At 67.7% G+C, this 24,902-nt stretch carries 25 protein-coding genes and 1 pseudogene; 15 read left to right on the forward strand and 11 right to left on the reverse strand.

Going from position 1 to position 24,902, the window contains the following annotated elements; all coding sequences use genetic code 11:
* Positions 1–170, forward strand: a pseudogene (locus tag BM060_RS26975) (NCS2 family permease); the annotation flags it as partial.
* A 67-nt stretch (positions 171–237) separates the two neighbouring features.
* Positions 238–864 (forward strand): LysE family translocator, encoded by a 627-nt coding sequence (locus tag BM060_RS26980; protein WP_009618679.1) that lies wholly within the window; start codon positions 238–240, stop codon positions 862–864.
* 428 nt (positions 865–1,292) lie between these two features.
* Here the strand turns inward: BM060_RS26980 and uraH are convergent, their stop codons facing one another.
* Positions 1,293–1,646, reverse strand: coding sequence for a hydroxyisourate hydrolase (gene uraH / locus BM060_RS26985; protein WP_009618677.1), 354 nt, complete (start codon positions 1,644–1,646; stop codon positions 1,293–1,295).
* 410 nt (positions 1,647–2,056) lie between these two features.
* On the opposite strand from uraH, the gene puuE reads away from it, so the two are divergent.
* From puuE to BM060_RS27020, 6 genes are all read left to right on the forward strand, one after another.
* Complete coding sequence (gene puuE, locus BM060_RS26990; protein ID WP_074984822.1) at positions 2,057–2,986, forward strand: allantoinase PuuE; 930 nt, start codon at positions 2,057–2,059, stop codon at positions 2,984–2,986.
* Positions 2,983–3,498 (forward strand): 2-oxo-4-hydroxy-4-carboxy-5-ureidoimidazoline decarboxylase, encoded by a 516-nt coding sequence (uraD, locus tag BM060_RS26995; RefSeq protein WP_009618673.1) that lies wholly within the window; start codon positions 2,983–2,985, stop codon positions 3,496–3,498. Before puuE ends, uraD begins: the two co-directional genes overlap by 4 nt.
* A gap of 40 nt (positions 3,499–3,538) precedes the next feature.
* Entirely contained in the window at positions 3,539–4,534 is a 996-nt protein-coding gene (alc, locus tag BM060_RS27000) for an allantoicase (protein ID WP_074984825.1), read from the forward strand.
* Positions 4,535–4,665: 131 nt separating this feature from the next.
* The gene (locus BM060_RS27005) at positions 4,666–5,172 is read left to right on the forward strand and encodes an ureidoglycolate lyase (protein ID WP_074984827.1); all 507 of its coding nucleotides are present in this window, start codon (positions 4,666–4,668) and stop codon (positions 5,170–5,172) included.
* Positions 5,173–5,224: 52 nt separating this feature from the next.
* Positions 5,225–6,544 (forward strand): urate hydroxylase PuuD, encoded by a 1,320-nt coding sequence (locus BM060_RS27010; protein WP_074984922.1) that lies wholly within the window; start codon positions 5,225–5,227, stop codon positions 6,542–6,544.
* A 674-nt stretch (positions 6,545–7,218) separates the two neighbouring features.
* Complete coding sequence (locus BM060_RS27020; protein ID WP_074984833.1) at positions 7,219–8,565, forward strand: nucleobase:cation symporter-2 family protein; 1,347 nt, start codon at positions 7,219–7,221, stop codon at positions 8,563–8,565.
* Positions 8,566–9,102: 537 nt separating this feature from the next.
* On the opposite strand, the gene BM060_RS27025 is transcribed toward BM060_RS27020, so the two are convergent.
* From BM060_RS27025 to speE, 3 genes are all read right to left on the reverse strand, one after another.
* Positions 9,103–9,888, reverse strand: a complete 786-nt coding sequence (locus BM060_RS27025; protein ID WP_009618662.1) for a sulfite exporter TauE/SafE family protein — start codon at positions 9,886–9,888, stop codon at positions 9,103–9,105.
* Positions 9,889–10,049: 161 nt separating this feature from the next.
* Entirely contained in the window at positions 10,050–12,128 is a 2,079-nt protein-coding gene (locus BM060_RS27030) for an LTA synthase family protein (RefSeq protein ID WP_074984836.1), read from the reverse strand.
* Positions 12,129–12,352: 224 nt separating this feature from the next.
* Entirely contained in the window at positions 12,353–13,213 is an 861-nt protein-coding gene (gene speE / locus BM060_RS27035; protein ID WP_074984839.1) for a polyamine aminopropyltransferase, read from the reverse strand.
* 195 nt (positions 13,214–13,408) lie between these two features.
* Here speE and BM060_RS27040 point away from each other — a divergent pair, with 195 nt between their 5' ends.
* Positions 13,409–14,317, forward strand: a complete 909-nt coding sequence (locus BM060_RS27040; RefSeq protein ID WP_074984923.1) for a DNA-3-methyladenine glycosylase family protein — start codon at positions 13,409–13,411, stop codon at positions 14,315–14,317.
* A 4-nt stretch (positions 14,318–14,321) separates the two neighbouring features.
* Entirely contained in the window at positions 14,322–14,819 is a 498-nt protein-coding gene (locus BM060_RS27045; protein ID WP_074984841.1) for a methylated-DNA--[protein]-cysteine S-methyltransferase, read from the forward strand.
* 227 nt (positions 14,820–15,046) lie between these two features.
* On the opposite strand, the gene BM060_RS27050 is transcribed toward BM060_RS27045, so the two are convergent.
* The 6 genes from BM060_RS27050 to aroC form a co-directional block, all read right to left on the reverse strand.
* On the reverse strand, positions 15,047–15,238 hold the full coding sequence (locus tag BM060_RS27050) for a PLDc N-terminal domain-containing protein (protein ID WP_043272153.1): 192 nt from the start codon (positions 15,236–15,238) through the stop codon (positions 15,047–15,049).
* Between the two features lie 55 nt (positions 15,239–15,293).
* Positions 15,294–15,977, reverse strand: coding sequence for an acireductone synthase (gene mtnC, locus BM060_RS27055; protein WP_074984844.1), 684 nt, complete (start codon positions 15,975–15,977; stop codon positions 15,294–15,296).
* 113 nt (positions 15,978–16,090) lie between these two features.
* The gene (locus BM060_RS27060) at positions 16,091–16,636 is read right to left on the reverse strand and encodes a 1,2-dihydroxy-3-keto-5-methylthiopentene dioxygenase (protein ID WP_074984847.1); all 546 of its coding nucleotides are present in this window, start codon (positions 16,634–16,636) and stop codon (positions 16,091–16,093) included.
* A 30-nt stretch (positions 16,637–16,666) separates the two neighbouring features.
* On the reverse strand, positions 16,667–17,293 hold the full coding sequence (locus BM060_RS27065) for a methylthioribulose 1-phosphate dehydratase (protein ID WP_074984850.1): 627 nt from the start codon (positions 17,291–17,293) through the stop codon (positions 16,667–16,669).
* Positions 17,290–18,441, reverse strand: a complete 1,152-nt coding sequence (locus BM060_RS27070) for an MFS transporter (RefSeq protein WP_074984852.1) — start codon at positions 18,439–18,441, stop codon at positions 17,290–17,292. The genes BM060_RS27065 and BM060_RS27070 overlap by 4 nt, the downstream gene beginning before the upstream one ends.
* 72 nt (positions 18,442–18,513) lie before the next feature.
* Positions 18,514–19,605, reverse strand: coding sequence for a chorismate synthase (gene aroC, locus BM060_RS27075; protein ID WP_074984854.1), 1,092 nt, complete (start codon positions 19,603–19,605; stop codon positions 18,514–18,516).
* A gap of 112 nt (positions 19,606–19,717) precedes the next feature.
* On the opposite strand from aroC, the gene BM060_RS27080 reads away from it, so the two are divergent.
* Together BM060_RS27080 and BM060_RS27085 are read left to right on the forward strand one after the other, a co-directional pair.
* Complete coding sequence (locus BM060_RS27080; RefSeq protein WP_074984924.1) at positions 19,718–20,716, forward strand: alpha/beta hydrolase; 999 nt, start codon at positions 19,718–19,720, stop codon at positions 20,714–20,716.
* A gap of 127 nt (positions 20,717–20,843) precedes the next feature.
* Positions 20,844–21,629 carry a hypothetical protein gene (locus BM060_RS27085; RefSeq protein ID WP_058490244.1) on the forward strand — a complete coding sequence of 262 codons (786 nt, stop codon included), beginning with the start codon at positions 20,844–20,846 and terminating at the stop codon, positions 21,627–21,629.
* A 471-nt stretch (positions 21,630–22,100) separates the two neighbouring features.
* On the opposite strand, the gene prmB is transcribed toward BM060_RS27085, so the two are convergent.
* A complete protein-coding gene (gene prmB / locus BM060_RS27090; RefSeq protein WP_074984856.1) occupies positions 22,101–23,012 on the reverse strand; it encodes a 50S ribosomal protein L3 N(5)-glutamine methyltransferase in 912 nt (303 codons plus the stop codon).
* A gap of 172 nt (positions 23,013–23,184) precedes the next feature.
* On the opposite strand from prmB, the gene BM060_RS27095 reads away from it, so the two are divergent.
* The 3 genes from BM060_RS27095 to BM060_RS27105 all read left to right on the forward strand — a co-directional run bounded on the left by BM060_RS27095 (position 23,185) and on the right by BM060_RS27105 (position 24,887).
* Positions 23,185–23,781: a cysteine hydrolase family protein gene (locus tag BM060_RS27095; RefSeq protein ID WP_009618632.1), complete on the forward strand. Its 597-nt coding sequence runs from the start codon at positions 23,185–23,187 to the stop codon at positions 23,779–23,781.
* Between the two features lie 169 nt (positions 23,782–23,950).
* On the forward strand, positions 23,951–24,271 hold the full coding sequence (locus BM060_RS27100; RefSeq protein ID WP_009618630.1) for a hypothetical protein: 321 nt from the start codon (positions 23,951–23,953) through the stop codon (positions 24,269–24,271).
* Between the two features lie 58 nt (positions 24,272–24,329).
* Entirely contained in the window at positions 24,330–24,887 is a 558-nt protein-coding gene (locus BM060_RS27105; RefSeq protein ID WP_074984859.1) for a Smr/MutS family protein, read from the forward strand.
* Positions 24,888–24,902 lie beyond the last annotated feature (15 nt).

Consider the following 24,902-nt stretch of genomic DNA (forward strand, 5'->3'; position numbering starts at 1 on the left):
CCATCGTCACCGTGATCATGATGCCACTGACCTTCTCGGTGGCGGACGGCATCGCCATGGGCTTCGTGACCTACGTGGCGATGAAGGTCTTCACCGGCCGCCACAAGGACGTGACCGTCAGCCTGTATGCACTCTGTGCGATATTTGTAGCCAAATTCATCTTCCTGTAATCTGGAGCGGCCCCGCCACGGCCCCGACGCATGCCTGCGTCGGGGCCTTTGCATTCGAGAGCCCGCGATGAACCTGGAAACCTGGCTGCTCTACAGCAGCGCCGCCCTGATCGTGATCCTGATTCCCGGCCCGCTGTCGCTGCTGATGGTCAGCAACAGCCTCAACTATGGCCTGCGCCGTTCGCTGCCGGCCTTCCTCGGCGGGGTCAGCGCCTCCATCTGCCTGCTCAGCGCCTCGGCCCTGGGCCTGGGCGCGCTGCTGCTGGCCTCGGAGAAGCTGTTCAGCGTGCTCAAGGTGCTGGGCGCGCTCTACCTGTTCTACCTGGCCTGGCAGAGCTGGCAGGAATCCCGCATCGCCGGCCAGCCGCGCGCCGCCGAGGAGATGCCGGTCAACCCGGGCTTCCGCAGCCTGTACTGGAAGGCCTTCGGCCTGGGCGCCAGCAACCCGAAGGACATCCTGTTCTTCGCCGCCTTCCTGCCGCAGTTCCTCAAGGCCGACCACCCGCTGTGGCAGCAGCTGCTGGTGATGATCCTCACCTGGGCGCTGCTCGACTTCGCCTGCAAGCTGTTCTACGGCCTCAGCGCCCGCGGCGCCGCGCGCTTCCTGCGCTCGGGCAAGGGCCAGGCCTGGTTCAACCGCGGCAGCGCTGCGCTCTTCGCGACCGCGGGCGGGGCTTCGTTGTTGAGCCGCTGAGGTCCATAGAACCGTTCGCGAGCAAGCTCGCTCCTACAGGTGCCAGTGCTTTTCGTAGGAGCGAGCTTGCTCGCGAACGGTATTTACCGGCAGCAATGGTGTTCAGGGTTGATTCCGCTCCCTCTCCCCAACCCTCGACTGCGCGCCCCGCCCTGAAGGGAGAGGGAGCTGTCCGGTGCAGACGAGAGGTTCGGTGGCAACCTGTAGGAGCGGGCCCTGCCCGCGATTTCGCGCGCAGGGCACGCTCCTACATGGGAACGCGGTGGGGGTGGAGCGAAGCGATACCCATCGCCATTGCCCGATGGGTTTCGCAAGTTCAACCCATCCTACGAAAGCATCTCGGCGCAAGAACGCACAGGCAAAAAAAGACCCGCCAGAGGCGGGCCGATGGGACTCCACGAAGAGTCGGGTGGGAAGTCGGTGGCGGCCTAGCTGCCGCGGTAGGTCGAGTAGCTGTACGGCGAGATCAGCAGCGGCACGTGGTAGTGGTCGCTTTCCGAGGCGATGCCGAAGCGCAGCACCACCTGATCGAGGAAGGCCGGTTGCGGCAGTTGCACGCCACGGGCGCGGTAGTAGTCGCCGGCGTTGAACTGCAACTGGTAGACCCCGGCGCGGAAGTCCTCGCCCTGCAACAGCGGCTCGTCGCAGCGGCCGTCGTCGTTGGTCACGCGGGTGGCGACCAGTTCCAGCTGCTGGCCTTCCACGCGGTAGAGCTCGACCTTGATGCCATGGCCGGGGCAGCCGTGGGCGGAATCCAGTACGTGCGTCGTCAAACGTCCCATGGGCTCTGGGCATCCCCGGCGCGGCCGGCGGACGCCGTCCTCCTTCTCGGTGTGGTGTGGGTTGCACCCCGCAGGCAGCGGCCGGCCGGGTGGGTTGGATGGGACGAAAATACGCCATCACCAAAACATTGTATACAAAAAATTCGCTCCAGCGCCCCGAAACGGCGCCAGCGCACCAGCACGCGGCATTTCGATCCATCGCCGGAACCAGGAAGGCCACAGCCCGCCAGGCTGACCGTTCGGGCAGGTAATTTGCTTGTTCTACCGACGGATGCGGATGACGACGGATGGCGAAATCGGCGCGCGGGATTGTATTTACATTCGACCACACAACTTGTATACAATATCTCGCAACACGGTGGCGCACGCCCTACCGCCCCACGCCGCCCCCAACAAGAAGGAACACTGCAGTGAGCGCTGACTACCCACGCGACCTGATCGGTTACGCCGACAACCCTCCCCACCCGCACTGGCCGGGCGACGCCCGCATCGCGCTGTCCTTCGTGCTCAACTACGAGGAAGGCGGCGAGCGCTGCATCCTCCATGGCGACAAAGAATCCGAGGCCTTCCTCTCCGAGATGGTCGCCGCCCAGTCGCTGCAGGGCGCGCGCAACATGAGCATGGAATCCCTCTACGAATACGGCAGCCGCGCCGGCGTCTGGCGCCTGCTCAAGCTGTTCAGGAAATACGACCTGCCGCTGACCATCTTCGCCGTGGCCATGGCCGCCCAGCGCCACCCGGACGTGATCAGAGCGATGGTCGCCGCCGGCCACGAGATCTGCAGCCACGGCTACCGCTGGATCGACTACCAGTACATGGACGAGGCCCAGGAGCGCGAGCACCTGCTGGAGGCCATCCGCATCCTCACCGAGCTGACCGGCGAGCGCCCGCAGGGCTGGTACACCGGCCGCACCGGCCCGAACACCCGGCGCCTGGTGCGCGAGGAAGGCGGCTTCCTCTACGACTCCGACACCTACGACGACGACCTGCCCTACTGGGACCCGGAGAGCACCGCGGAGAAGCCGCACCTGGTGATCCCCTACACCCTGGACACCAACGACATGCGCTTCACCCAGGTGCAGGGCTTCAACAAGGGCGACGACTTCTTCGAATACCTCAAGGACGCCTTCGACGTGCTCTACGCCGAAGGCGCCGAGGGCGCGCCGAAGATGCTCTCCATCGGCATGCACTGCCGCCTGCTCGGCCGCCCGGCGCGCCTCGCCGCGCTGGAGCGCTTCATCCAGTACGTGAAAGGCCATGAGAAGGTGTGGATCACCCGCCGCGTCGACATCGCCCGCCACTGGCACGAAAAGCACCCGTTCAAGGAGAGCCAGGCATGAGCCGCTTCCAGACCCTCACCCCGGCCAGCCTCGACCGCGCGGCCTTCGTCGCCGCCTTCGCCGACATCTACGAACATTCCCCCTGGGTGGCCGAGAAGGCCTACGACCTGGGCGTGGACGAAAGCCTCAACGACATCGAGAGCCTGCAGCAGCGCATGGCCGACATCCTCCTGTCGGCCAGCCATGAAGCCCAGCTGGCACTGATCAACGCTCACCCGGACCTCGCCGGCAAGGCCGCGGTGCGCGGCGAGCTGACCGCCTCCAGCACCTCCGAGCAGGCCGGCGCCGGCATCCACGAATGCACCGCCGAGGAATTCGCCCGCTTCAACGAACTCAACGACGCGTACAAGGCGAAATTCGGCTTCCCCTTCATCAAGGCGGTGAAGGGCAGCAACCGCCACCAGATCCTCGCGGCCTTCGAGGAGCGCATCCACAACACGCCGGAGCAGGAATTCCAGACCGCCCTGGCCGAGATCAACAAGATCGCGATGTTCCGTCTGCAGCAGCTGTGAGCGCGCAGGACCGGACTAACACGTCACCAAGGAGAACAAGATGAGAACCTACAACGCTCCCTTCGAGAAATTCGTCAACCTGGCCGACGAGCGCCTGGGGAGCAAGGTGATCAGCGTCACCGACGAATGGTTCGCCGCTGCCAGCCGCATGCTGCAGCCCACCCCCGCGGTGTGGAAGGAAGGCGTATTCGACGACAACGGCAAGTGGATGGACGGCTGGGAATCCCGCCGCAAGCGCTTCGAAGGCTATGACCACGCGGTGATCCGCCTGGGCGTGCCGGGCTCGATCAAGGGCGTGGACATCGACACCAGCTTCTTCACCGGCAACTTCCCGCCGTCGGCCTCCCTCGACGGCTGCTTCGTGGCCGAGGGCGAGCCGAACGACGACACCCAGTGGAGCGAAGTGCTGTCTTCCGTCGAACTGCAGGGCAATAGCCACCACTACCACGAGATCAGCGACGAGCGCCCCTACACCCACCTGCGCCTGAACATCTACCCCGATGGCGGCGTGGCGCGCCTGCGCGTGTACGGCATCCCGTTCCGCGACTGGGCCCAGCAGAACCCCAACGAGCAGGTCGACCTGGCCGCGGCCCTCAACGGCGGCCGCGCCCTCGCCTGCTCCGACGAGCACTTCGGCCGCATGAGCAACATCCTCAACCCCGGCCGCGGCGTGAACATGGGCGACGGCTGGGAAACCGGCCGCCGCCGCACCCCGGGCAACGACTGGGTGATTGTCGCGCTGGGCCACGCCGGCATCGTCGAGAAGATCGTCGTCGACACCCTGCACTTCAAGGGCAACTACCCGGAGAGCTGCAACATCCAGGCGGCCTTCGTGAAGGGCGGCACCGACAGCCAGATCGCCACCCAGAGCCTGTACTGGCGCGAGCTGCTGCCCAGCCAGAAGCTGCAGATGCACAACGAGCACACCTTCATCGAACAGATCAAGGAACTGGGCCCGATCACCCACGTGCGCCTGAACATCTTCCCGGACGGTGGCGTCAGCCGTCTGCGCCTGTTCGGCAAAGTGGCCAGGTAAGCGAAACACCGCCGTCGTCACCGCAGGCGCGGGGGGCCAGAGACACTGGGCCCCCGCGTTCGCGGGAGTGACGGAAGAAGCGGTTCCCGGGCCCCGCCCGGGTTCAGTACAACGAATACAAGTGACCAGCCATGCGTACCCTGAAGATCGAACCGTTGACCAAGGAAGCCTTCGCCCCGTTCGGTGATGTCATCGAGACCGAGGGCAGCGACTACTTCATGATCAACAACGGTTCCACCCGCCGCTATCACAAGCTCGCCACGGTCGAGACCGCGCAGCCCGAGGATAAGGCGATCATCAGCATCTTCAGCGCCGAAGCACTGGAGATGCCCTTGCGCATCCGCATGCTGGAGCGTCATCCGCTGGGCAGCCAGGCCTTCATCCCGCTGCTCGGCAACTCCTTTCTGGTCGTGGTCGCGCCACTTGGCGACGTACCTGTACCGGGTCTTGTCCGCGCCTTCCTGAGCAACGGAAGGCAGGGCATCAATTACCACCGCGGCGTCTGGCACCACCCGGTGCTGACGATCGAAAAGCGGGATGACTTCCTGGTGGTCGATCGCAGCGGTTCCGGCAACAACTGCGACGAGCATTTCTTCACCGAGGACGAGCAACTGCTCCTCGACCCCCAACTAAACTAATAAGAGAGGCCCGTCCGCCGCGACGCCGGCGCCCGGGCAAGAGGTAATGACTGTGGAAGCACATCTCATCGAATGGGCGAACCTGCTGGTTCGCTGGATTCACATGATCGTCGGCATCGCCTGGATCGGTGCCTCGTTCTACTTCGTCTGGCTGGAGAACAACCTCAACCGCGTCAACCCGCGCGAGGGGCTCTCGGGTGACCTCTGGGCGATCCACGGTGGCGGCATCTACCACCTGGAGAAATACAAGCTGGCGCCGCCGAAGATGCCGGACAACCTCCACTGGTTCAAATGGGAGGCCTACTCCACCTGGCTCTCGGGCGTGTGCCTGCTGACCATCGTCTTCTACCTGAACCCCAGCCTGTACCTGGTGGCCCCGGGCAGCGACCTGGCGCCCGCCGCGGCCATCGCCATCGGCATCGGCTCGCTGATCGCCGGCTGGTTCATCTACTCCGGCCTGTGCGACTCGCCGCTGGGCAAGACCCCCGCCCTGCTCGGCGCCATCCTGTTCGCCCTGCTGGTGCTCGCCGCCTACCTGCTCAGCCAGGTGTTCAGCGGCCGCGGCGCCTACCTGCACGTCGGCGCGATCATCGGCACCATCATGGTCGGCAACGTGTTCCGGGTGATCATGCCGGCCCAGCGCGCGCTGGTTAAGGCCATCGAGGAAGGCCGCGAGCCCGACCCGGTGCTGCCGGCCAAGGGCCTGCTGCGTTCGCGCCACAACAACTACTTCACCCTGCCGGTGCTGTTCATCATGATCAGCAACCACTTCCCGAGCACCTACGGCAGCCACTACAACTGGCTGATCCTGGCGTGCATCGCGGCGCTGGCGGTGATCGTGCGGCACTACTTCAACACCCGCCACAACGGCAACGGCATGGCCTGGGCCCTGCCCGCCGGCGCCGTGGGCATGATCGCCCTGGCCTTCGTCACCGGCCCGACGCTGCAGAGCGCCGCCCCCGCCGGCAACGCCGCGCAGGTGCAGTACCAGCCGCTGCCGGAAACCGCCATCGGCGGCAAGACCGCCGCCGAACGCGCCAAGGAAGAGGCCGACAAGCCCGCCGCCGCACAGGCCCCGGCCCAGGCGCAAGCCGCCGGCGCCGGCGGCAATGGCGACTTCGAGAAGGTTCATCACGTCATCCAGGAACGCTGCACCGTGTGCCACTCGGCCAAGCCGACCAGCCCGCTGTTCAGCGCCGCCCCGGCCGGCGTGATGTTCGACACGCCGCAGCAGATCCAGGCGCAGACCGCGAAGATCCAGGCGCTGGCCGTGGCCTCCCAGGTCATGCCGCTGGGCAACATCACCCAGATGACCCAGGAAGAGCGCAACCTGATCGGCTCCTGGATCGCCAAGGGCGCCCAGACCAACTGAGCCACCGCGGTTCGCCGGAACCAGAAAGACCGCACCTCCGGGTGCGGTTTTTTTATGCCCATGGGCTTTTCGTAGGAGCGAGCTTGCTCGCGAACCTTGCCCTACCTCCTCCCCTAACCCCGTCATCCCCGCGAACGCGGGGAACCAGAGACTGGCGCCATGAACGCCGCTGGCTTCCCGCGTTCGCGGGAATGACGAGGGTGGTTTGGGTGTCCGGGCGGTTCGCGAGCAAGCTCGCTCCTACAAAGAGCCACCGTACCCCACGCCGAGCTGGAGCGGACTCCGTCCGCGATTCCTCCGGCAAGGCCGGCGCCCGATGTTTCGCCTGCACCGCCCAAGCCATGTAGGAGCGCGCCCTGCGCGCGAATCGCGGACAAAGTCCGCTCCTACAGGAACACCGACTCCACGGAATAAAAATGTAGTCCCGCCCGACCTACGGCTACATCCCGCCGGAGCCACGGAACACGCGGCCTAGAGCGACCCGAAACCCATCATTCACAAGCCGACCAGAGAGTTGTATACAAAAACATATTGAAGCGAATACACATCAACGCTATAAAGTCCCGCACCGCTTCACCCGCACGGCCCCGGGGGTGTGGCGAGCCAGTACTACCCGGCCGCCGAGCCTGATCGGCGTCCACCAGTGACACAACAATAAAAAATCGAGGTGTTGCATGTCCGAGGTAACTGAGCGCCACGCGGCCGGCTCGTCCGCCGACCAGCGTCTGCCGTTGCTGCAACTGCTGCTGGTGGGATTCCAGCACGTGCTCCTGATGTACGGCGGCGCCGTGGCCGTCCCGCTGATCGTCGGCCAGGCCGCCGGCCTGTCCCGCGAGGAAATCGCCTTCCTGATCAATGCCGACCTGCTGGTCGCCGGCATCGCCACCGTGGTGCAGTCGCTGGGCATCGGCCCGGTCGGCATCCGCATGCCGGTGATGATGGGCGCCAGCTTCGCCGCCGTCGGCAGCATGGTGGCCATGGCCGGGATGCCCGGCGTGGGCATCAACGGCATCTTCGGCGCGACCATCGCCGCCGGCCTGTTCGGCATGCTCGTCGCGCCCTTCATGAGCCGCATCGTGCGCTTCTTCCCGCCGCTGGTGACCGGCACCGTGATCACCTCCATCGGCATGTGCCTGTTCCCGGTGGCCATCAACTGGGCCGGCGGCGGCAAGGGCGCGGCCAACTTCGGCGCCCTGGAATACCTGTTCCTGTCCAGCCTGGTGCTGGCCGCCATCCTGCTGGTCAACCGCTTCCTCAAGGGTTTCTGGACCAACGTCTCGGTGCTCATCGGCATGCTGCTGGGCTATATCGTCGCCAGCGCCATGGGCATGGTCGACCTGTCCGGCATCGACGCCCGCCCGGCCTTCGAGGTGGTCACCCCGCTGCACTTCGGCGCGCCCAGCTTCCACCTGGCCCCGGTGCTGTCGATGTGCCTGGTGGTGCTGATCATCTTCGTCGAGTCCACCGGCATGTTCCTCGCCCTGGGCAAGATCACCGGCGACGAGATCTGCCCCAAGCGCCTGCGCCGCGGCCTGCTGTGCGATGCCACGGCGTCGTTCTTCGCCGGCTTCATGAACACCTTCACCCATTCGTCGTTCGCCCAGAACATCGGCCTGGTGCAGATGACCGGGGTGCGCAGCCGCTTCGTCACCGTGGCCGCCGGCGGCTTCCTGATCCTCCTCAGCCTGATGCCCAAGGCCGCCTACGTGGTCGCCTCGATCCCGCCGGCGGTGCTCGGCGGCGCCGGCATCGCCATGTTCGGCATGGTCGCCGCCAGCGGCATCCGCATCCTCCACGAGGTGGACATCGTCGACCGCCGCAACCAGCTGCTGGTGGCGGTGAGCATCGGCATGGGCATGGTCCCGGTGGTGCGCCCGGACTTCTTCGCCGCCCTGCCCGCCTGGATGGAACCGATCACCCACAGCGGCATCGCCATGACCGCGATCTGGGCCGTGCTGCTCAACCTGCTGTTCAACATCCTCGGCGAACGTGGCCGCGACGCCCTCTGCGGGCACCACTGAAGCCAACGCTTTCGGCGGGCCCTCCCGACGCCCGCCGCTTCCAGCCGCGCCTCACTCCTGCGCGGCTTTTTTCATTCGTGCTGCAGTGACTGGAGCATCTGCCGGTGCAGTGCAGTGGGGTTCAAGAGCGCCCTCTCCCCAGCCCTCGGCTGCGCGCCCCGCCCTGAAGGGAGAGGGGGCTGCCCTGAGCAGCCGGAGAATCTGGAGTCATCCTGATGCTCCGACCCCCGCCCCGTCATTCCCGCGAATGGGAACGTAGGGCGAATAACCGTTCGCGGTTATCCGCCGCCATCCGTGCCACCGGGATGTCCGGCGTGGCCGGTGAATCCGATCGCGGACGGAGTCCGCTCCTACGCCCGTGCTTCCTGGAACTGGAGCGGACTCTGTCCGCGATTCGAAGGCCGAGCGAAACCCGCGCTCAGGAGGTCTGCGACATGGATGTCGCGTTCGCGGGAATGACGATGGGGAGACGGGAACACAGGACCAAGGTTCGCGAGCCAGCTCGCTCCCACGAACCCAGAGAACCGCCGAACCGGATCAGAACACCAGCTTGTAGCCAATGCTGAACAACATCACCGCCAGGCACGGCCGCAGGACGTTATCGGAAATCCGTCCGGACAGATGGCTCCCCAGGTAGATCCCCGGCAGCGAACCACACAGCAGGTACCCCAGCAACTGCCAATCCATGTTGCCCATGCTGGCATGGCCCAGGCCGGCCACCAGCGTCAGAGGCACCGCGTGGGCGATCTCGGTGCCCACCAGGCGGCGGGTGGCGAGGAAGGGATAGAGCACGAACAGCGCCACCGTGCCCAGCGCGCCGGCGCCGATGGAGGTCAGCGCGACCATCGCGCCGAGCACCACGCCGGTGAGAATGGTGAGGCCGTTGAGGCTGGCGCCGCCCAGGTGGTAATGGTCGCCGGCGTGCTTGTGGGCGAAGGCCAGCAGCTTCTGCTTGAACAGGATGGCCAGGGCGGTGAGCAGCAGGACCACGCCCAGGGCGTGCTTGATCACCGTGTTCAACGCCTGGGTGTCGGCGCCCAGGCTGTGCAGGAACAGCAGGGTCAGCCCCGCCGCCGGCACGCTGCCGAGAGTCAGCCAGCCGGTGATGCGCCAGTCGACGTTCTTGTGCCGGGTGTGCACCAGCACGCCGCCGGACTTGGTGATGGCCGCGTACAGCAGGTCGGTGCCCACGGCGGCCGCCGGGTTGATGCCGAACCAGAGCAGGATGGGCGTCATCAGCGAACCGCCGCCGACGCCGGTCATGCCCACGATGAACCCGACCAGCAAGCCTGCGACAACGAAACCAAGGACGCCGAATTCCATCAACCCTTCCTGAAAGCCGTGAACGGCTTGCGAAAACCGGCGGGCAGGATAGCGGCTTTCCTTATAAGCGCTTATATCAATATCGACTTAATTTATAACCAAATCTTAAAGCACCGCCCACGAAAAAGGGGCCCGCAGGCCCCTTCTCCGTCACGCGCCGGTCAGTCGCTGTCCGGCTTGCTGTCCACCACGCCGGTGGTGTTGTTCAGCAGGCTCCTGGTGGCGGTCTGGATGAAGGATTCCAGGCGCTTCTTCAGCTCGGCCTCGTCCGGCACGCTCTGCACGCGATCGGCCTTGGGATGGGCGCCGACCTGGTAGTCGTACACGCGGATGTCGCCTTCCTTGGGCTTGATCAGGATGCGGTTGCCGGAAAGGATGGCCACCACCTGTTCGCTGCCCGAGGGCTTGATCACGCCGAAGCCCTTGTCGCCGGCCGGCAGGTTCAGCAGGTCGCGGCCCCAGCACTGGTGGCGCACCTCGCCGCCCAGGCGGCCCATGATGGTCGGCACGATGTCGATCTGGGTGCCCACGGTGTCGCGGCTGGCGCCGTACTTATCCTGGATGCCCGGGGCGATGATCAGCAGCGGCACGTTGAAGCGGAACAGGTCCATCTCGGTCAGCTGTTCCGGCGCGCCGAAGCCGTGGTCGCCCACCACCACGAACAGGGTGTCCTTGTAGTACGGCGACTTCTTGGCCTTCTCGAAGAACTGGCCCAGCGCCCAGTCGGAGTAGCGCATGGCGGTCAGGTGCTCGTCGAGGCTGCCGTTGCCGGTCACGCGTTCCACCGGCAGGTCCTTGGGCAGGGCGTAGGGCACGTGGTTGGAGAGCGTCTGCAGCAGGGCATAGAACGGCTTGCCGCTGGCGGCCAGGCGGTCCAGTTCCTCGTTGCCGCGGGAGAACATGTCCTGGTCGGACACGCCCCAGGTCGGGTCGGAGAACACCGGGTTCACGAAGTCATTGCGGCCGACGAAGGTGGTCATGCCCTGGTTGGCGAAGAAGCCGGACTGGTTGTCCCAGGCGAAGTCACCGTTGTAGACGTAGACGTCGTCGAACTGGCGCGCGCTGAGCAGCTGCGGCAGGCCGGAGAACTTGTGGCCGCCCTCGGGCGTCTGCATCAGGTACTCGAAGCCCGGCAGGTTGGGGAAGCAGGCCATGGTGGCGAACATGCCCTGGTGGGTATGGGTGCCGTTGGAGAAGAACTGGGTGAACAGCAGGCCTTCCTTCGACAGCTTGTCGAAGTACGGGGTGATGTTGCCCGGCGCGCCCAGGGCGCCGACGAAGTGGCCGGCGAAGCTTTCCATGAGGATCACCACCACGTTCTTCACGCCCGGCAGCGTGCCTTCGGCCGGCGGGGTGAAGTCGCGGCGGATGGCCGCGTCGTCGGCGTCGACCAGCTTGTCGTTGGGCGTCAGCAGCATCTGCCGCACGGTGTCGCGGGCCTGGTCGTCGGGCAGGGTGGCCTTCCAGATGTTCGCGCGGTCCTCGCCGAAGCGGTCCTCGGCGGCCTTGAGCAGGGTCATGGAGCCGTTCAGGCCCAGGTGGTTGGCGAACATCGAGTCGGTGGTGAAGGCATCGCCCCAGCGCAGCGGCGGGCCCTGGCGCAGGGTGCCGCGGTAGGCGACGCCGGCCACCACCACCACCACCAGCAGGGCGGCCACGCGCAGGTACCAGGCGGCGGCCGAGGCGCCCACGGCGCTGGGCCGGGTGGCGCGGTCGACGCCGCGGAACAGCATGAACAGCAGCCAGGTGGCCACGGCCCAGGCCAGCAGGTAGCGGACCACCGGGTAGCCGTACCAGATCATGCTCATGACCGTCTTCGGGTCTTCGGACATGTACTGGAACACCAGGCTGTTCAGGCGCTGGTGGAACTCGCGGTAGAAGTCCAGCTCCAGCACGCCGAGGAACAGCGTCAGGCTGGCCAGGGCGGTCAGCCACACGCGCCAGAACATGCGCCAGCGCATGGCGGTGACGCTGACCAGGGCGAAGATCATCGGCGCGACTATCAGCACCACCGCGCGGATGTCGAAGCGCACCCCGGTGAGGAAGGCTTCGAAGAAGGTGCTGGCCGGGGTGTCGCCGATCAGCTCGCGGTTGTAGACCAGCAGCGCCAGGCGCAGCAGGGAGAACATCAGCATCAGCGCCAGGCTGCCGAGCAGGATGAACCCCAGGTGGCTGGACACCGTGGCGCGCGCCAGGTTGGCGGCGCGCTGGCGGGTATTCAGGACTTCCGATTGGCCCATGTTTCAGGTTCCGTCTTGTGCAACGTTCGGTTCGGGCGCCCTCCCCTGCGGGGAGGCGCGGAGGCTCCACGCCCCGGGAGCGGGACGTGGAAGCGGGCGGCGCATTCTAGTCGGTGAAAATTAGCCAGACCTTAAGAAAATGCCGTCAAGGCGTCGGATTATGCCCAACACAGGTGAAAAAAGAGTCGCCGCCGCCGGATGGTTCCGACAGCGGCGCTTGCGGATCAGTCGTTGTGCGGCTTGCCGATGGCCTGCAGCACGTACTGCGGCAGGGCGAAGGCGCCCTGGTGGATTTCCGGGTTGTAGTAGCGGGTGGCGATGCCGCTGGCGGCGAAGCGCTGGCGCAGGGTTTCCAGCGGCACGCGGCGCAGGGCGGGCTCAAGGGCGCCCCAGGCGAAGGTCATGGCGCCGCCGATGTAGGTGGGCACCGCCGCCTGGTAGAAGTGCCAGTCGGCGAACAGGCCGTTCATCCGACCGGCGGTGTTGCGCACGGTGTCCAGCTGCATGAACGGGGTGCCGTTCTGGGTGACCAGCACGCCGCCCGGGTTCAGGCAGCGGTGGCAGGCCTGGTAGAAGTTCTCGGAGAACAGCACCTCGCCCGGGCCGATGGGGTCGGTGGAGTCGGAGATGATCACGTCGAATTTGCGCTCGGTGGTGGCGACGAAGCGCATGCCGTCGTCGATCACCAGGTCCAGGCGCGGGTCGTCGAAGGCGCCGTTGGAATGGCGCGGCAGGAATTGCCTGCACATGTCGACCACGGTGCCGTCGATCTCGACCATGGTGATGTGCTCGACGCTGGCGTGCTTGCACACCTCGCGCAGCATGCCGCCGTCGCCGCCGCCGATGATCAGCACGCGCTTGGCCGCGCCATGGGCGAGGATGGGCACGTGGGTGAGCATCTCGTGGTAGATGAACTCGTCGGCCTCGGTGGTCTGGATCACCCCGTCCAGGGCCATCACCCGGCCCATGCGGGCGTTCTCGAAGATCACCAGGTGCTGGTGCTCGGTGCGCACCTCGTGGAGCAGCTGGTCGACGCTGAAACGCTGGCCGTAGCCTTCGTAGAGGGTTTCCTGGTAATCGCGCATGGGCGGTCTCCCGGTTCAACGGTGAATGAAGCGGGCCGAGGGCCGGCCGTGAAAGGCGCGCATTCTACTGTGCGAGGCATGACAGGTCGAACCCGCTCACTTCGCCCACTCCACTTTGCCCATTCACTTTGCCCGCTCACTTTGAAAGTCAGCTGCGGGACGACAGCGCGGCGGCGGCGGGCTATGGTCAGCGCCATGAACGCACCCATCACGCCCCTCGTCCTGCACCTGCCCTACCAGCCGCCCTGGGACTGGGCACAGTTCCACGCCCATTTCGCCCTGCGCCGCCTGGCCGGGGTGGAAACGCTGGGCGAGGCGCACTACCGGCGCAGCCTGCGCCTGGATGGCGTGCCCGGCTGGATGGAGATCCGCCCGCTGGCCGACGAGCCAGCCCTGCGCCTGGAACTGCACCTGGACGGCGCCGGCGCCGACAGCGCCCCACTGGCCGAGCGGGTGCGCAAGATGTTCGACCTGGACAGCGACCCGCGGGCGGTGGCCGCGCACCTGGGCGCCGACCCGCTGTTGCGCCCGCTCGTCGAGGCCTGGCCGGGGCTGCGCCTGCCCTGCGCCTTCGACCCGTTCGAGCAGGCGGTGCGCGCCATCGTCGGCCAGCAGGTCACGGTGAAGGCCGCGGTGACCATCACCGGCCGCCTGGTGCAGCGCCTCGGCCAGCCCCTGGGCAATGCCGTGGCCGACGGCCCGCAGTACCTCTTCCCTACCCCGCGGGCCCTGGCCGAGACGGACCTGGACGGCATCGGCATGCCCGGCAAGCGCGTGGCCAGCCTGCAGCGCTTCGCCGCGGCGGTGGCCGAAGGCGCCCTGGAACTGCATGTGGAGGATGGCGCAGAAGCGCTGGTGAAGCGCCTCTGCGAACTGCCCGGCATCGGCCCCTGGACCGCCGAATACGTGGCCCTGCGCGCCTTCGGCGAGGCCGACGCCTTCCCCGCCGCCGACCTGGGCCTGCTCAAGTCGCCGGTCTGGGGCGAGGCCGGCACCAGCGCCCGCGACCTGCAACGCCGCGCCGAGGCCTGGCGCCCCTGGCGCGCCTACGCCGCCGTCTATCTCTGGCAAGCCTATTCGCAAGGCAGCCGCATCGGAGGATGAAGCCATGCATTACCGCTACTACGACAGCCCCCTCTGCCGCCTGCTGCTGGCCGGCGACGAACAGGGCCTGCGCATGCTCTACATGACCCCGTTCGAAGGCCACGAGCCGGGCCCGGACTGGCGCGAGGCCAGCAGCCAGCTCGACGCCGTGATGAAGCAGCTGGACGAATACTTCGCCGGCAAGCGCAAGGTCTTCGACGTGCGCCTGGCGCCCCAGGGCACCGAGTTCCAGCGCCAGGTCTGGCACGCGCTGACGCAGATTCCCTACGGCCACACCACCTGGTACGCCGACCTGGCCGAACGCATCGGCCGGCCGAAGGCGGTGCGCGCGGTGGGCGCGGCCAACGGCGCCAACCCGATCAGCATCATCATCCCCTGCCACCGGGTGATCGGCCGCGACGGCAGCCTCACCGGCTACGGCGGCGGCCTGCCGCGCAAGGAGGCGCTGCTGCGGCTGGAGGGGGTGATGGTGGGGGCGTCGCGGGAGTTGGAGCTGATCTGACGGTTTCGCGGCCCGATCGCGGACAGAGTCCGCTCCTACCGCATGAGCGAGCATGGCTTTTCGTAGGATGGTGTTGAGCGAAGCGATACCCATCAGCGCAACCGCATGGGTTTCGCAAGCTCAACCCATCCTACGATCATGCCTCCCGGGAGCTGTAGGAGCGGACTCCGTCCGCGATTGGATTCACCGGCCGCGCCGGATCGTCCACCGATACGACCAGCCCGAGGTCAAACCCGCACGTTGCCCTTGGGCCCGGCGATCGCCCAGATCACCAGCCCCAGCAAGGGCAGGATGAGGATCACCAACACCCAGATGATCTTGATGGGCACGTCGGCGCTGCTCTTGAGCACGCTGATGATCGCCCAGACGTCGAGGGCGAAGATGATCAGGCCGATCAGGCCGTTGAAGGTCGAACCCATGGCGCCGCTCCCGCTGCTGGAGGTGTGCCCTCCAGCATAGACGGCGGCGGCGGCCTCAGCAGCGGGCCGGGTCGATCAGGGCGAAGCTGGCCTGCGTCTCGTGGCCTTCCAAGGCGCCGCCTTCGCGGGCCAGGCCGATGGTTGCCAGGCCGGCTTCGCGGGCGGCGTCCAGCTCCTGCACCACGTCGGAGAGGAACAGCACCTGCTCCGCCGGCAGGCCGATGGCCTGGACGATGCGCGCATAGGAGGCGGCCTCGCGCTTGGGCCCGCTGGTGGTGTCGAAGTAGCCGGAGAACAGCGGCGCCAGGTCGCCGGCCTCGGAGCAGCCGAAGATCAGCTTCTGCGCCTGGATCGAGCCGGAGGAGTAGACGTACAGGTCATAGCCCTCGGCCTTCCAGCGGCGCAGCGCCTCCACCGCGTCCGGGTAGACGTGGCCCTTGAGCTGGCCGGCGCGGTAGCCCTGCGCCCAGACCATGCCCTGCAGCGCCTTGAGCGGCGTGGCCTTGCGGTCCTCGGCTATCCACTGCAGGAGGATGGCGATGCAGCGCTCGACGTCGGCGCCGGCTTCGCCGCTCTCGGCGCGTACCGCGTCCAGCTGCGCGGCCACTTCCGGCTCGCCGGCGTGCTCGCGGACGAAATCCGGCAGGTGCGCGGCGGCGTAGGGGAAGAGCACGTCGAAGACGAAGCTGACAGCGCTGGTGGTGCCTTCGATGTCGGTGAGGATGGCTTTGATCGGCATGGGGACTCCAAAGCAGGGGCGGCTTATTTTTTGTAGGAGCGAGCTTGCTCGCGAACCAACCCCGCCGCGGAATCCGTTCGCGAGCAAGCTCGCTCCTACGAAGAGCACAGGGTTCAGTCTTCCAGCAGCGGGAAGCGCCGGGCGATCTCGTCGCCGGTGAACTTCGCCACCCAGCCCTCGGGGTTGTTGAACAGACGGATGGCCACGAAGTGCGGGCGCTCGCCCATGTCGAACCAGTGGCGGGTGCCGGCCGGCACCGAGATCAGGTCGTTCTTCTCGCAGAGCACGGCGTAGACGTGGTCCTCGACGTGCAGGGTGAACAGGCCGCGGCCGGCGACGAAGAAGCGCACCTCGTCCTCGCCGTGGCGGTGTTCGTCGAGGAACTTGGCGCGCAGCTCGTCCTTCTGCGGGTGGTCCGCATTCAGGCTGACCACGTCGACGGTGACGTAGCCCTGCTCGTCCTTCAGGCGCTGGATCTCCGCCGCGTAGGCGGCCAGCACCTCGTCGGGGCTGGCGCCGGGGGCGATGGGCGCGCTGGCCTGCCAGCGCTCGAAGCGCACGCCGAGCTCGGCCAGGGTGGCGGCGATGTCCTCGGCGTGGGTCAGCAGCTTCAGCGGCTGTTCGGGGGCGGATTCGTGGTAGACGGTCAGGCTGCTCATGCTCGGGTCCTCGGGTACTGCCGGATTCGCTCAGCGCGTGCCGCCGCGAAGGCTGATCACTTTAAGTTCGCATTCGAAGAGGAATTCGAAGGCTTCCACCTGGCGCAGGGCGTCTTCCATGCGCGGCCCCCAAGTGTACAGGCCGTGGCCGCGGATCAGGTAGCCGGGGCAGTCCGGGTGGGCGTCCAGCCAGGGCTGGACCTTGCCCGCCAGGCGGGCGATGTCCTGGTCGTTGTCGAAGATCGGCACCGTCACCCGGCCCTCGTGGGTGGTGACGCCGGCGAAGGCCTTCTGCAGCTCGTAGTCTTCCAGCTCCAGGCGGTCGGCGGGGGTCAGGCGCGAGAGCACGGTGGCGTTCACCGAGTGGGTGTGCAGCACCGCGCCTATCTCGGCGCGCCAGGCATACAGCTGGGTGTGCAACAGCGTTTCCGCCGAGGGCTTCTTTCCCGGTTCGAGGCTGTTGCCGGCAAGATCGGTCTCCAGCACGTCGTCGACGCCCAGCTGGCCCTTGTGCTTGCCCGAGACGGTGAGCAGCGCGCGGTCGGCGGCCAGGCGCGCGGAATAGTTGCTGCTGGTGGCCGGCGACCAGCCGCGGCCGTACAGGAAGCGCCCGGCCTCGATGATCTGGCGGGTCAGGTGTTCACGGTTGTTGCTCATGGCCGCTCCTCTTTCAGACGGGTACGGATGATAACGGCTGCGGCCAGCGCCGCCAGGCTGGCGATGGCGAAAGTCCAGGCCGGGCCCAGGCTGGCCCAGCTGTAGCCGGAGTAAAGCGCGCCGAGGGCGCCGCCGGTGCCGGCCAGCGCGGCGTAGAGCGCCTGCCCCTGGCCCTGCTGGCGCGCCTGGAAGCTGCGCTGGACGAAATGGATGGCGGCGGCGTGGAAAGCGCCGAAGGTGGCCGCGTGCAGCAGCTGGGCGAACAATAGCAGGCCCAGGTGGTCGGCCAGGCTGCCCAGCAGCAGCCAGCGCAGCGCCGCCAGCAGGAAGCTCGCCGCCAGCACCTGGCGCAGGCTGAAGCGCCCCAGCAGGCGCGGCATCACCAGGAACAGCAGCACCTCGGCCACCACGCCCAGGGCCCACAGCCAGCCGATCAGCCCGCGGCTGTAGCCGAGGGCCTCCAGGTGCAGGGTGAGGAAGGTGTAGTACGGCCCGTGGGACAGCTGCATCAGGCACACGCACAAGTAGAAGGCGATCACCCCCGGCTGGCGCAGCTGGGCCAGGAAGCCGCTGGCCGGCGCGTCGCCGTGGCGCCAAGCCGGCTGGGCATTGGGCACCCACCAACTGGCGGCGACGATGCCCAGCATGATCGCCAGCAGCGCCCAGGGGTAGTAGTCCAGGCTGGTGGCCTCGAACAACCGACCCAGGCCGACCACGGTGCAGATGAAGCCGATCGAGCCCCACAGGCGGATGCGGCTGTAGCTGGCGGTGCGCTCGCCCAGGTGGGCCAGGGTGATGACCTCGAACTGCGGCAGCACCGCGTGCCAGAAGAACGCATGCCCGGCCATCACCAGCGCCAGCCAGGCGTAGCTGTGGTCGAGGAAGATCAGCGCGAAGCACGCCGCCGTGCACAGCGCGCCGAAGCGCACGATGCGCAGGCGCTGGCCGGAACGGTCGCCCAGCCAGCCCCACAGGTTCGGCGCCACGCAGCGCATCAGCATGGGAATGGCCACCAGCTCGCCGATGCGCGCGGCGGAAAAGCCCAGGTGGTGGAAGTACAGGGCGAGGAAAGGCGCGGTCCCGCCCAGCAGGCAGAAATAGAAGAAGTAGAAGCTGGACAGGCGCCAGTAGGGGACAGGGGCAGCCATTAGCGGCAAGCTTCAAGCCGCAAGCGCCGAAGCCGGAATTTCAACGCCGGCTTGAAGCTTGCAGCTTGTGGCTCAGAGCTGTGGCAACACTGGCGTGCTGACGCGCACGTCGGCATTCTGCGCGCGCTGGCGCAGCAGGTGGTCCATCAGCACGATGGCCATCATCGCCTCGGCGATGGGGGTGGCGCGGATGCCCACGCAGGGGTCGTGGCGGCCCTTGGTGACCACGTCCACCGGGTTGCCGTTCACGTCGATGGAGCGGCCGGGGGTGGTGATGCTGGAGGTGGGCTTGAGCGCCAGGTGCGCGACTATCGGCTGGCCGCTGGAGATGCCGCCGAGGATGCCGCCGGCGTTGTTCGACAGGAAGCCCTCGGGGGTCAGCTCGTCGCGGTGCTCGGTGCCGCGTTGGGCGACGCTGGCGAAGCCGGCGCCGATCTCCACGCCCTTGACCGCGTTGATGCTCATCAGCGCGTGGGCCAGTTCGGCGTCCAGGCGGTCGAAGATCGGCTCGCCCAGGCCCGGCGGCACGCCTTCGGCGACCACGGTGATCTTCGCGCCCACCGAATCCTGGTCGCGGCGCAGCTGGTCCATGTAGGCCTCCAGCTCCGCCACCTTGTCCGGGTCGGGGCTGAAGAAGGCGTTCTGCTCGACGCTGTCCCAGGTCTTGAAGGGGATTTCGATCGGGCCCAGTTGGCTCATGTAGCCGCGCACCTGGATGCCCAGGCTCGCCAGGTACTTCTTGGCGATGGCCCCGGCGGCCACGCGCATGGCGGTCTCGCGGGCCGAGGAACGGCCGCCGCCGCGGTAGTCGCGCACGCCGTACTTGTGGTGGTAGCTGTAGTCGGCGTGGGCCGGGCGGAACAGGTCCTTGATCGCCGAGTAGTCCTTGGACTTCTGGTCGGTGTTGCGGATCAGCAGGCCGATCGGGGTGCCGGTGGTCTTGCCCTCGAACACGCCGGAGAGGATTTCCACCTCGTCGGCTTCCTGGCGCTGGGTGGTGTGCCGGCTGGTGCCGGGTTTGCGCCGGTCGAGGTCGCGCTGCAGGTCTTCCAGGGAAAGCTCCAGCCCCGGCGGGCAGCCGTCGACGATGGCGACCAGCGCCGGGCCGTGGCTTTCGCCAGCGGTGGTGACGGTGAACAGCTTGCCGTAGGTGTTGCCGGACATGCGAGGCTCCGCGGAAGACTTGGGTGAACGAAAAGGCCCAGCAGTATACCTGCGACATACCGCCCTGCGAACCTTCCGCGGCGCGCGCCGTCAAACCGCTATCATGCAGTCCATGAAGCCTTCCATGCCGCGCCTTATCGCCCTTCTTTCCTGCTGGCTGTTCGCCACAATGACCTACGCCGCCTCCCCCACCATCCTGCAACGCCCCTACGACCTGGACACCGGCCACGGCGTGCTGCGCGGCACCCTGCTGCTGCCGCAGACCGCCAGCCCGCCGCCGCTGGCCCTGCTGGTGGCCGGCTCCGGCCCCACCGACCGCGACGGCAACAACCCCGAGGGCGGCAACAACGCCTACCTGCGGCGCCTGGCCGAGGCCCTGGCCAGCGACGGCATCGCCAGCCTGCGCTACGACAAGCGCGGCATCGCCCGCAGCCGCGACGCCGCGCCGGACGAACGGCAACTGAGCGTCGACGGCTACGTCGACGACCTGGTGGCCTGGAGCGACCGGCTGGCCGCGGACCCGCGCTTCGGCCCGCAGGTGCTGGTGGGCCACAGCGAGGGCGCGCTGATCGCCAGCCTGGCCGCGCCGCGCAGCAAGGCCGCGGCCCTTGTGCTGATCGCCGGCAGCGGCCGGTCGATCGACAAGGTGCTGCGCGAGCAGCTCTCGGTGCGCCTGCCGCCGCCCCTGCTGGCGAAGGCCGATGCCATCCTCGACCGGTTGCGCGGCGGCCATCAGGTGCCCGAGGTGCCGGCGCAGCTGAACGCGCTGCTCCGCCCCAGCGTGCAGCCCTACCTGATCTCGCTGTTCCGCCACGACCCGGCGCAGGCGCTGGCCCGGGTGCGCCAGCCGACGCTGATCCTGCAGGGCACCAGCGACATCCAGGTCGACGTGGCCGACGCCCAGGCGCTGCAGCGCGCCAGGCCGGACGCCGAGCTGCAGTTGATCTCCGGCATGAACCACATCCTGCGCATCGTCCCGGCCGACGTGAAGAAGCAGCTGGCGTCCTACAACGACCCCGGGCTGCCGCTGGCCCGCGACCTGGTCCAGCGACTGGTCGGCTTCATCCTGCGAACCCGCCCGCAGACTCCATCGGCCGAAGGCATGAGCTGAAACGGGCGTCTCAAGAAATCACTGTCGGCGTCGATAATCGCTTAGCCCCTGTATGAAAGTCGTTACTTACACGCTTCCTACAGAAGTTGAGTTGATCCCTGGCCGTCGGCCAGGCCCGAGGAATCCAATGACCGACGCCGACCCACGCAGCGACGCCGCCGCCCCCGCCGAAACACCGGCCCCGCCCCATCCCTGGGCGGAGCTGGCGCCGGAGCATTTCCGCCTGCTGCGCCTGGCGCCCCTGCCCACCGACCGCAGCACCGGCGCCCGCGCCCTGCGCTTCGTCCAGCTCGGCCGGGTGGAACGCCACGCCCCGGAGCAGAGCCTGCTGCGCCTGAGCATCCAGCTGCCCGGCCAGGCCCTGCGCAAGGAGCAGAACCTGTTCGAGGTCTGGGCCGACCACCGCAACAAGGAAGTGCGCTTCGGCGCCGACAGCGGCTTCGCCCTGGAGCCGATCAACCGCGGCCTGGGCCGCTTCCTGCTGGCCCAGGGCATCGCCTGGGCGCGGCAGAAGTGGGCGCACTACAAGGTCGAGGGCGGCGTGCTGGGGGTGAAGGACGCGCCCAACGAGGACATCCGCCTGCGCCGCGACCACTTCCTGCGCGCCCAGGGCTTCGACGTGGAGTACGAGGACTCGCGCCTGCTCAAGGCCCGCTACGGCGCCGGACGGGTGAGCGAGCTGTACGACGACTGGAACAAGGACAAGGTGCAACTGCTGCCGCTGCTGGACGCCGCGGCCATGCTGGAGCAGGCCGACCAGAACCTGGCCAGCCAGGACAACGAGATCCGCAAGCTGCAGCAGCGCATCGAGACCTTCCGCCGCGACGACACCAGCCTGCGCTTCATCATCGCCTGCCTGACGGTGTTCGCGGTGTTCCAGGCCGGGCTGCTGATCTGGATGGCGACGCACTGAAGGCCCGGCGCGGACGGACGGACACGGCTTCTCGTAGGAGCGAGCTTGCTCGCGAACAAACGCGGTGCCATGCGGTTCGCGAGCAAGCTCGCTCCTACGAAGAGCACAGCCGCGGGGCTTTTGTAGGATGGGTTGAGCGAAGCGATACCCATCGCCACAGCAGCATGGGTTTCGCGGCACGAGAGCGCTTCGGCGCAGCCGGCAAGACAGTTGCACCTACAGGTTGACGCCGCAAAAGACACCGCAGCGCCATCGCCCTTCGTAGGAGCGAGCTTGCTCGCGAACCATAACCGTCACTCCCGCGAACGCGGGAGCCCAGCGTCTCTGGTTCCCCGCGTTCGCGGGGATGACGGGGTGGCGGAGGCACGCAGGGCGGTTCGCGAGCAAGCTCGCTCCTACGAAGAGCACCCGGCGCAGGCCCCTGTAGGAGCGCGCCCTGCGCGCGAAATCGCGGGCAGGGCCCGCGGCGCCTCAGTTCACCCGCGAGCGGAACAGCGCCTGGTGCTCCCGGCACTGCGCCGCCGACAGCAGGAACACGCCGTGCCCGCCGTGGCGGAATTCCAGCCAGGTGAAGTCCACCTCCGGGTACAACGCCTCGACGTGCACCTGGCTGTTGCCCACTTCGACGATCAGGGTGCCCTGTTCGGTCAGGTGGTCGGCGGCCTCGGCGAGCATGCGCCGCACCAGGTCCAGGCCATCGTGGCCGCAGGCCAGGCCCAGTTCCGGCTCGTGCTGGTACTCGGCCGGCATGTCGGCGAAGTCCTCGGCGTCGACGTAGGGCGGGTTGGAGACGATCAGGTCGAAGCGCTGCCCCGGCAGGCCGGCGAAGCCGTCGCCCTGCACGGTGTAGACGCGCTCGCCCAGTTCGTAGCGCTCGATGTTGACGTTGGCCACTTCCAGGGCATCGAAGGACAGGTCGGCCAGCACCACTTCCGCCTGGAGGAATTCGTAGGCGCAGGCGATACCGATGCAGCCCGAGCCGGTGCACAGGTCGAGGATGCGCGCCGGCTCCGCCGCCAGCCAGGGCTCGAAGCGTTGCTGGATCAGCTCGGCGATGGGCGAACGCGGCACCAGCACGCGCTCGTCGACCACGAACGGCAGGCCGCAGAACCAGGCCTCGCCCAGCAGGTAGGCGGTGGGCACGCGCTCCTCGATGCGCCGGCGCAGCAGTTCGCGCAGCTGCTCGCGCTCGTCGTCCTCGAGGCGGCAATCCAGGTACGCATCGGCCATTTCCCACGGCAGGTGCAGCGCGCCGAGCACCAGCAGGCGGGCATCGTCCCAGGCGTTGTCGGTGCCATGTCCGAAGTACAGCCCCTCGGCATGGAAGCGGCTGACCGCCCAGCGGATATGGTCTCGAAGGGTCAGCAAACGGGATTCGGTCACGGCGCAGGGTCCTCGCGGCGGGCAAAAAGGCCGGCATTCTAGCCCAAGGCGGCCTGCCGCGGGCGCATACCGGCGTCGAGGGGGTCAATACCACTTTGCGCGGGTTTCGCATAGATTCACAGCGCCCGCGGAACAGACCACAATGGTGGCATACGCATCATAGGAGTTCGTCATGTCTCAACCGCTCAGCATGCTGAAGATCAGCGGACGCGGCTATCCGCCCGCCACCCTCCGCCAGAGCACGCTGCTGATCATCGACGCCCAGGAAGAGTACCGCAGCGGCGTCCTCGCCCTGCCCGGCCTGGAACCGGCGGTCGCGCAGATCCGCCAACTGCTGGATGCCGCGCGCAGCCAGGGCACCCCGATCGTCCACGTGCGCCACCTGGGCATCCACGGCGGCCTGCTCGACCCGCAGGGCCCGCGCGGGCAGTTCCTGCCCGAACTGGCACCGCTGCCCGGCGAGGTGGTGGTGGAGAAGCGCCTGCCCAACGCCTTCTCCGGCACCGAACTGCACGACCGCCTGCAGCACAACGGCCGGCTGGACATCATCGTCTGCGGCTTCATGACCCATTCGAGCATCAGCACCACCGTGCGCGCAGCCAAGGACTACGGCTACCGCTGCACCCTGGTCACCGCCGCCTGCGCCACCCGCGACATCCCCACCCCGGATGGCGGCGTGCTCTCGGCGCGCGACCTGCACCACGCGGAAATGGCCGCCCTGGGCGACAACTTCGCCGCCGTGGTCGGCGAGGCCCAGGCGCTGATCTGAGCGCCGTCCGTCCCGCTGCGGCGGCAAGCTGCCGCCGCAGCTATTAGGCTGTAAGGCGACACATCCAGCGGGCACGCGCCGGACGGGCGGGCCAGGCATTCCCTGTGGGGGCGGAACCCCCTCCCGCCGACACCGGTCATAGCCTCGTTCAGCAGATGAGGAAGCCGGGATGAAGATGTCCGACAGTTTCGATCCACGCACGCTACGCCCGAAGCGACCGGGCCGCTGGCGCTGGCGTTTCGTGGCCGCCGTGGCCGCGCTGATCGCCGCGTTCGGCGTGCTCGGCGCCCTGGCCGGCGGCGCGGCCTTGCTGCGCCGGCAGCCGGCGGCGGGAGTCATGCACATCGAACCGGCAGCCGGCGCGGTACTGCTGGTGATCGGCCTGCTCGCCCTGTGGCTGGGCGTGCTGTTCTGGCGCCTGGCGCGGCGCCGCGCGCGGCGTGGCGACGGCCTCAGCCTGTCGCCGCGGCTGATGAAGAAGCGCGGCTGAGCGGCTTGCCGCAAAGCGCCCGCGATCCGCTAGAATGCCGCCTCTTCGCGGAGGCTCCATGCAAGACGACGATTTTTCCCTGTTCGCCAACGAGATGCGCGGCGTCAAGCGCATCCAGGTGGACCAGGCCGACACCGGCAAGCCCAAGGCCGACCGCCAGCAGGTCAAGCTGCGCCAGCAGAACGCCGCGACGAAGGTGGAAAACCAGCGCGTCGACGGGCTGTCCGACCTGTTCGTCATCGACGTCGGCGCCGAGGACGAGCTGTACTGGGCCCGCGACGGCGTGCAGGAAGGCCAGATGCGCAAGCTCAAGGCCGGCCAGATCGGCTTCGAGGGCAGCCTAGACCTGCACGGCATGAACATCGAGAAGGCCCGCGAGCTGCTCTGGGACTTCCTCGCCGAGGCCACCCGCCTGGAGGTGCGCTGCGTGCGCGTCACCCACGGCAAGGCGGCGCGCACCGACGGTCGCCGGCCGCTGCTCAAGAGCCACGTCAACACCTGGCTGCGCCAGCACCCGCAGGTCCTGGGCTTCACCTCGGCCCTGCCGCGCCACGGCGGCACCGGCTCGCTCTACGTGATGCTGCGCCGCACCATGCTGGAGGGGCGCGACGAGTAATCCGTCGCTCCCGCT

Source organism: Pseudomonas citronellolis (genome assembly GCF_900112375.1).
Classification (GTDB): domain Bacteria; phylum Pseudomonadota; class Gammaproteobacteria; order Pseudomonadales; family Pseudomonadaceae; genus Pseudomonas; species Pseudomonas citronellolis.

Bases quoted from the DNA above. Each gene is read 5' to 3' on its own strand.
- uraH (WP_009618677.1), bottom strand. From the start codon at position 1,646: ATGGGACGTTTGACGACGCACGTACTGGATTCCGCCCACGGCTGCCCC.
- BM060_RS27085 (WP_058490244.1), top strand. From the start codon at position 20,844: ATGACCGACGCCGACCCACGCAGCGACGCCGCCGCCCCCGCCGAAACA.
- BM060_RS27065 (WP_074984850.1), bottom strand. From the start codon at position 17,293: ATGAGCAACAACCGTGAACACCTGACCCGCCAGATCATCGAGGCCGGG.
- BM060_RS27025 (WP_009618662.1), bottom strand. From the start codon at position 9,888: ATGGAATTCGGCGTCCTTGGTTTCGTTGTCGCAGGCTTGCTGGTCGGG.
- mtnC (WP_074984844.1), bottom strand. From the start codon at position 15,977: ATGCCGATCAAAGCCATCCTCACCGACATCGAAGGCACCACCAGCGCT.
- BM060_RS27050 (WP_043272153.1), bottom strand. From the start codon at position 15,238: ATGGGTTCGACCTTCAACGGCCTGATCGGCCTGATCATCTTCGCCCTC.
- BM060_RS27060 (WP_074984847.1), bottom strand. From the start codon at position 16,636: ATGAGCAGCCTGACCGTCTACCACGAATCCGCCCCCGAACAGCCGCTG.
- BM060_RS27020 (WP_074984833.1), top strand. From the start codon at position 7,219: ATGTCCGAGGTAACTGAGCGCCACGCGGCCGGCTCGTCCGCCGACCAG.
- BM060_RS26980 (WP_009618679.1), top strand. From the start codon at position 238: ATGAACCTGGAAACCTGGCTGCTCTACAGCAGCGCCGCCCTGATCGTG.
- BM060_RS27095 (WP_009618632.1), top strand. From the start codon at position 23,185: ATGTCTCAACCGCTCAGCATGCTGAAGATCAGCGGACGCGGCTATCCG.
- BM060_RS27105 (WP_074984859.1), top strand. From the start codon at position 24,330: ATGCAAGACGACGATTTTTCCCTGTTCGCCAACGAGATGCGCGGCGTC.
- BM060_RS27100 (WP_009618630.1), top strand. From the start codon at position 23,951: ATGAAGATGTCCGACAGTTTCGATCCACGCACGCTACGCCCGAAGCGA.
- BM060_RS27040 (WP_074984923.1), top strand. From the start codon at position 13,409: ATGAACGCACCCATCACGCCCCTCGTCCTGCACCTGCCCTACCAGCCG.
- BM060_RS27005 (WP_074984827.1), top strand. From the start codon at position 4,666: ATGCGTACCCTGAAGATCGAACCGTTGACCAAGGAAGCCTTCGCCCCG.
- BM060_RS27045 (WP_074984841.1), top strand. From the start codon at position 14,322: ATGCATTACCGCTACTACGACAGCCCCCTCTGCCGCCTGCTGCTGGCC.
- BM060_RS27070 (WP_074984852.1), bottom strand. From the start codon at position 18,441: ATGGCTGCCCCTGTCCCCTACTGGCGCCTGTCCAGCTTCTACTTCTTC.
- aroC (WP_074984854.1), bottom strand. From the start codon at position 19,605: ATGTCCGGCAACACCTACGGCAAGCTGTTCACCGTCACCACCGCTGGC.
- speE (WP_074984839.1), bottom strand. From the start codon at position 13,213: ATGCGCGATTACCAGGAAACCCTCTACGAAGGCTACGGCCAGCGTTTC.
- BM060_RS27030 (WP_074984836.1), bottom strand. From the start codon at position 12,128: ATGGGCCAATCGGAAGTCCTGAATACCCGCCAGCGCGCCGCCAACCTG.
- alc (WP_074984825.1), top strand. From the start codon at position 3,539: ATGAGAACCTACAACGCTCCCTTCGAGAAATTCGTCAACCTGGCCGAC.
- uraD (WP_009618673.1), top strand. From the start codon at position 2,983: ATGAGCCGCTTCCAGACCCTCACCCCGGCCAGCCTCGACCGCGCGGCC.
- BM060_RS27080 (WP_074984924.1), top strand. From the start codon at position 19,718: ATGAAGCCTTCCATGCCGCGCCTTATCGCCCTTCTTTCCTGCTGGCTG.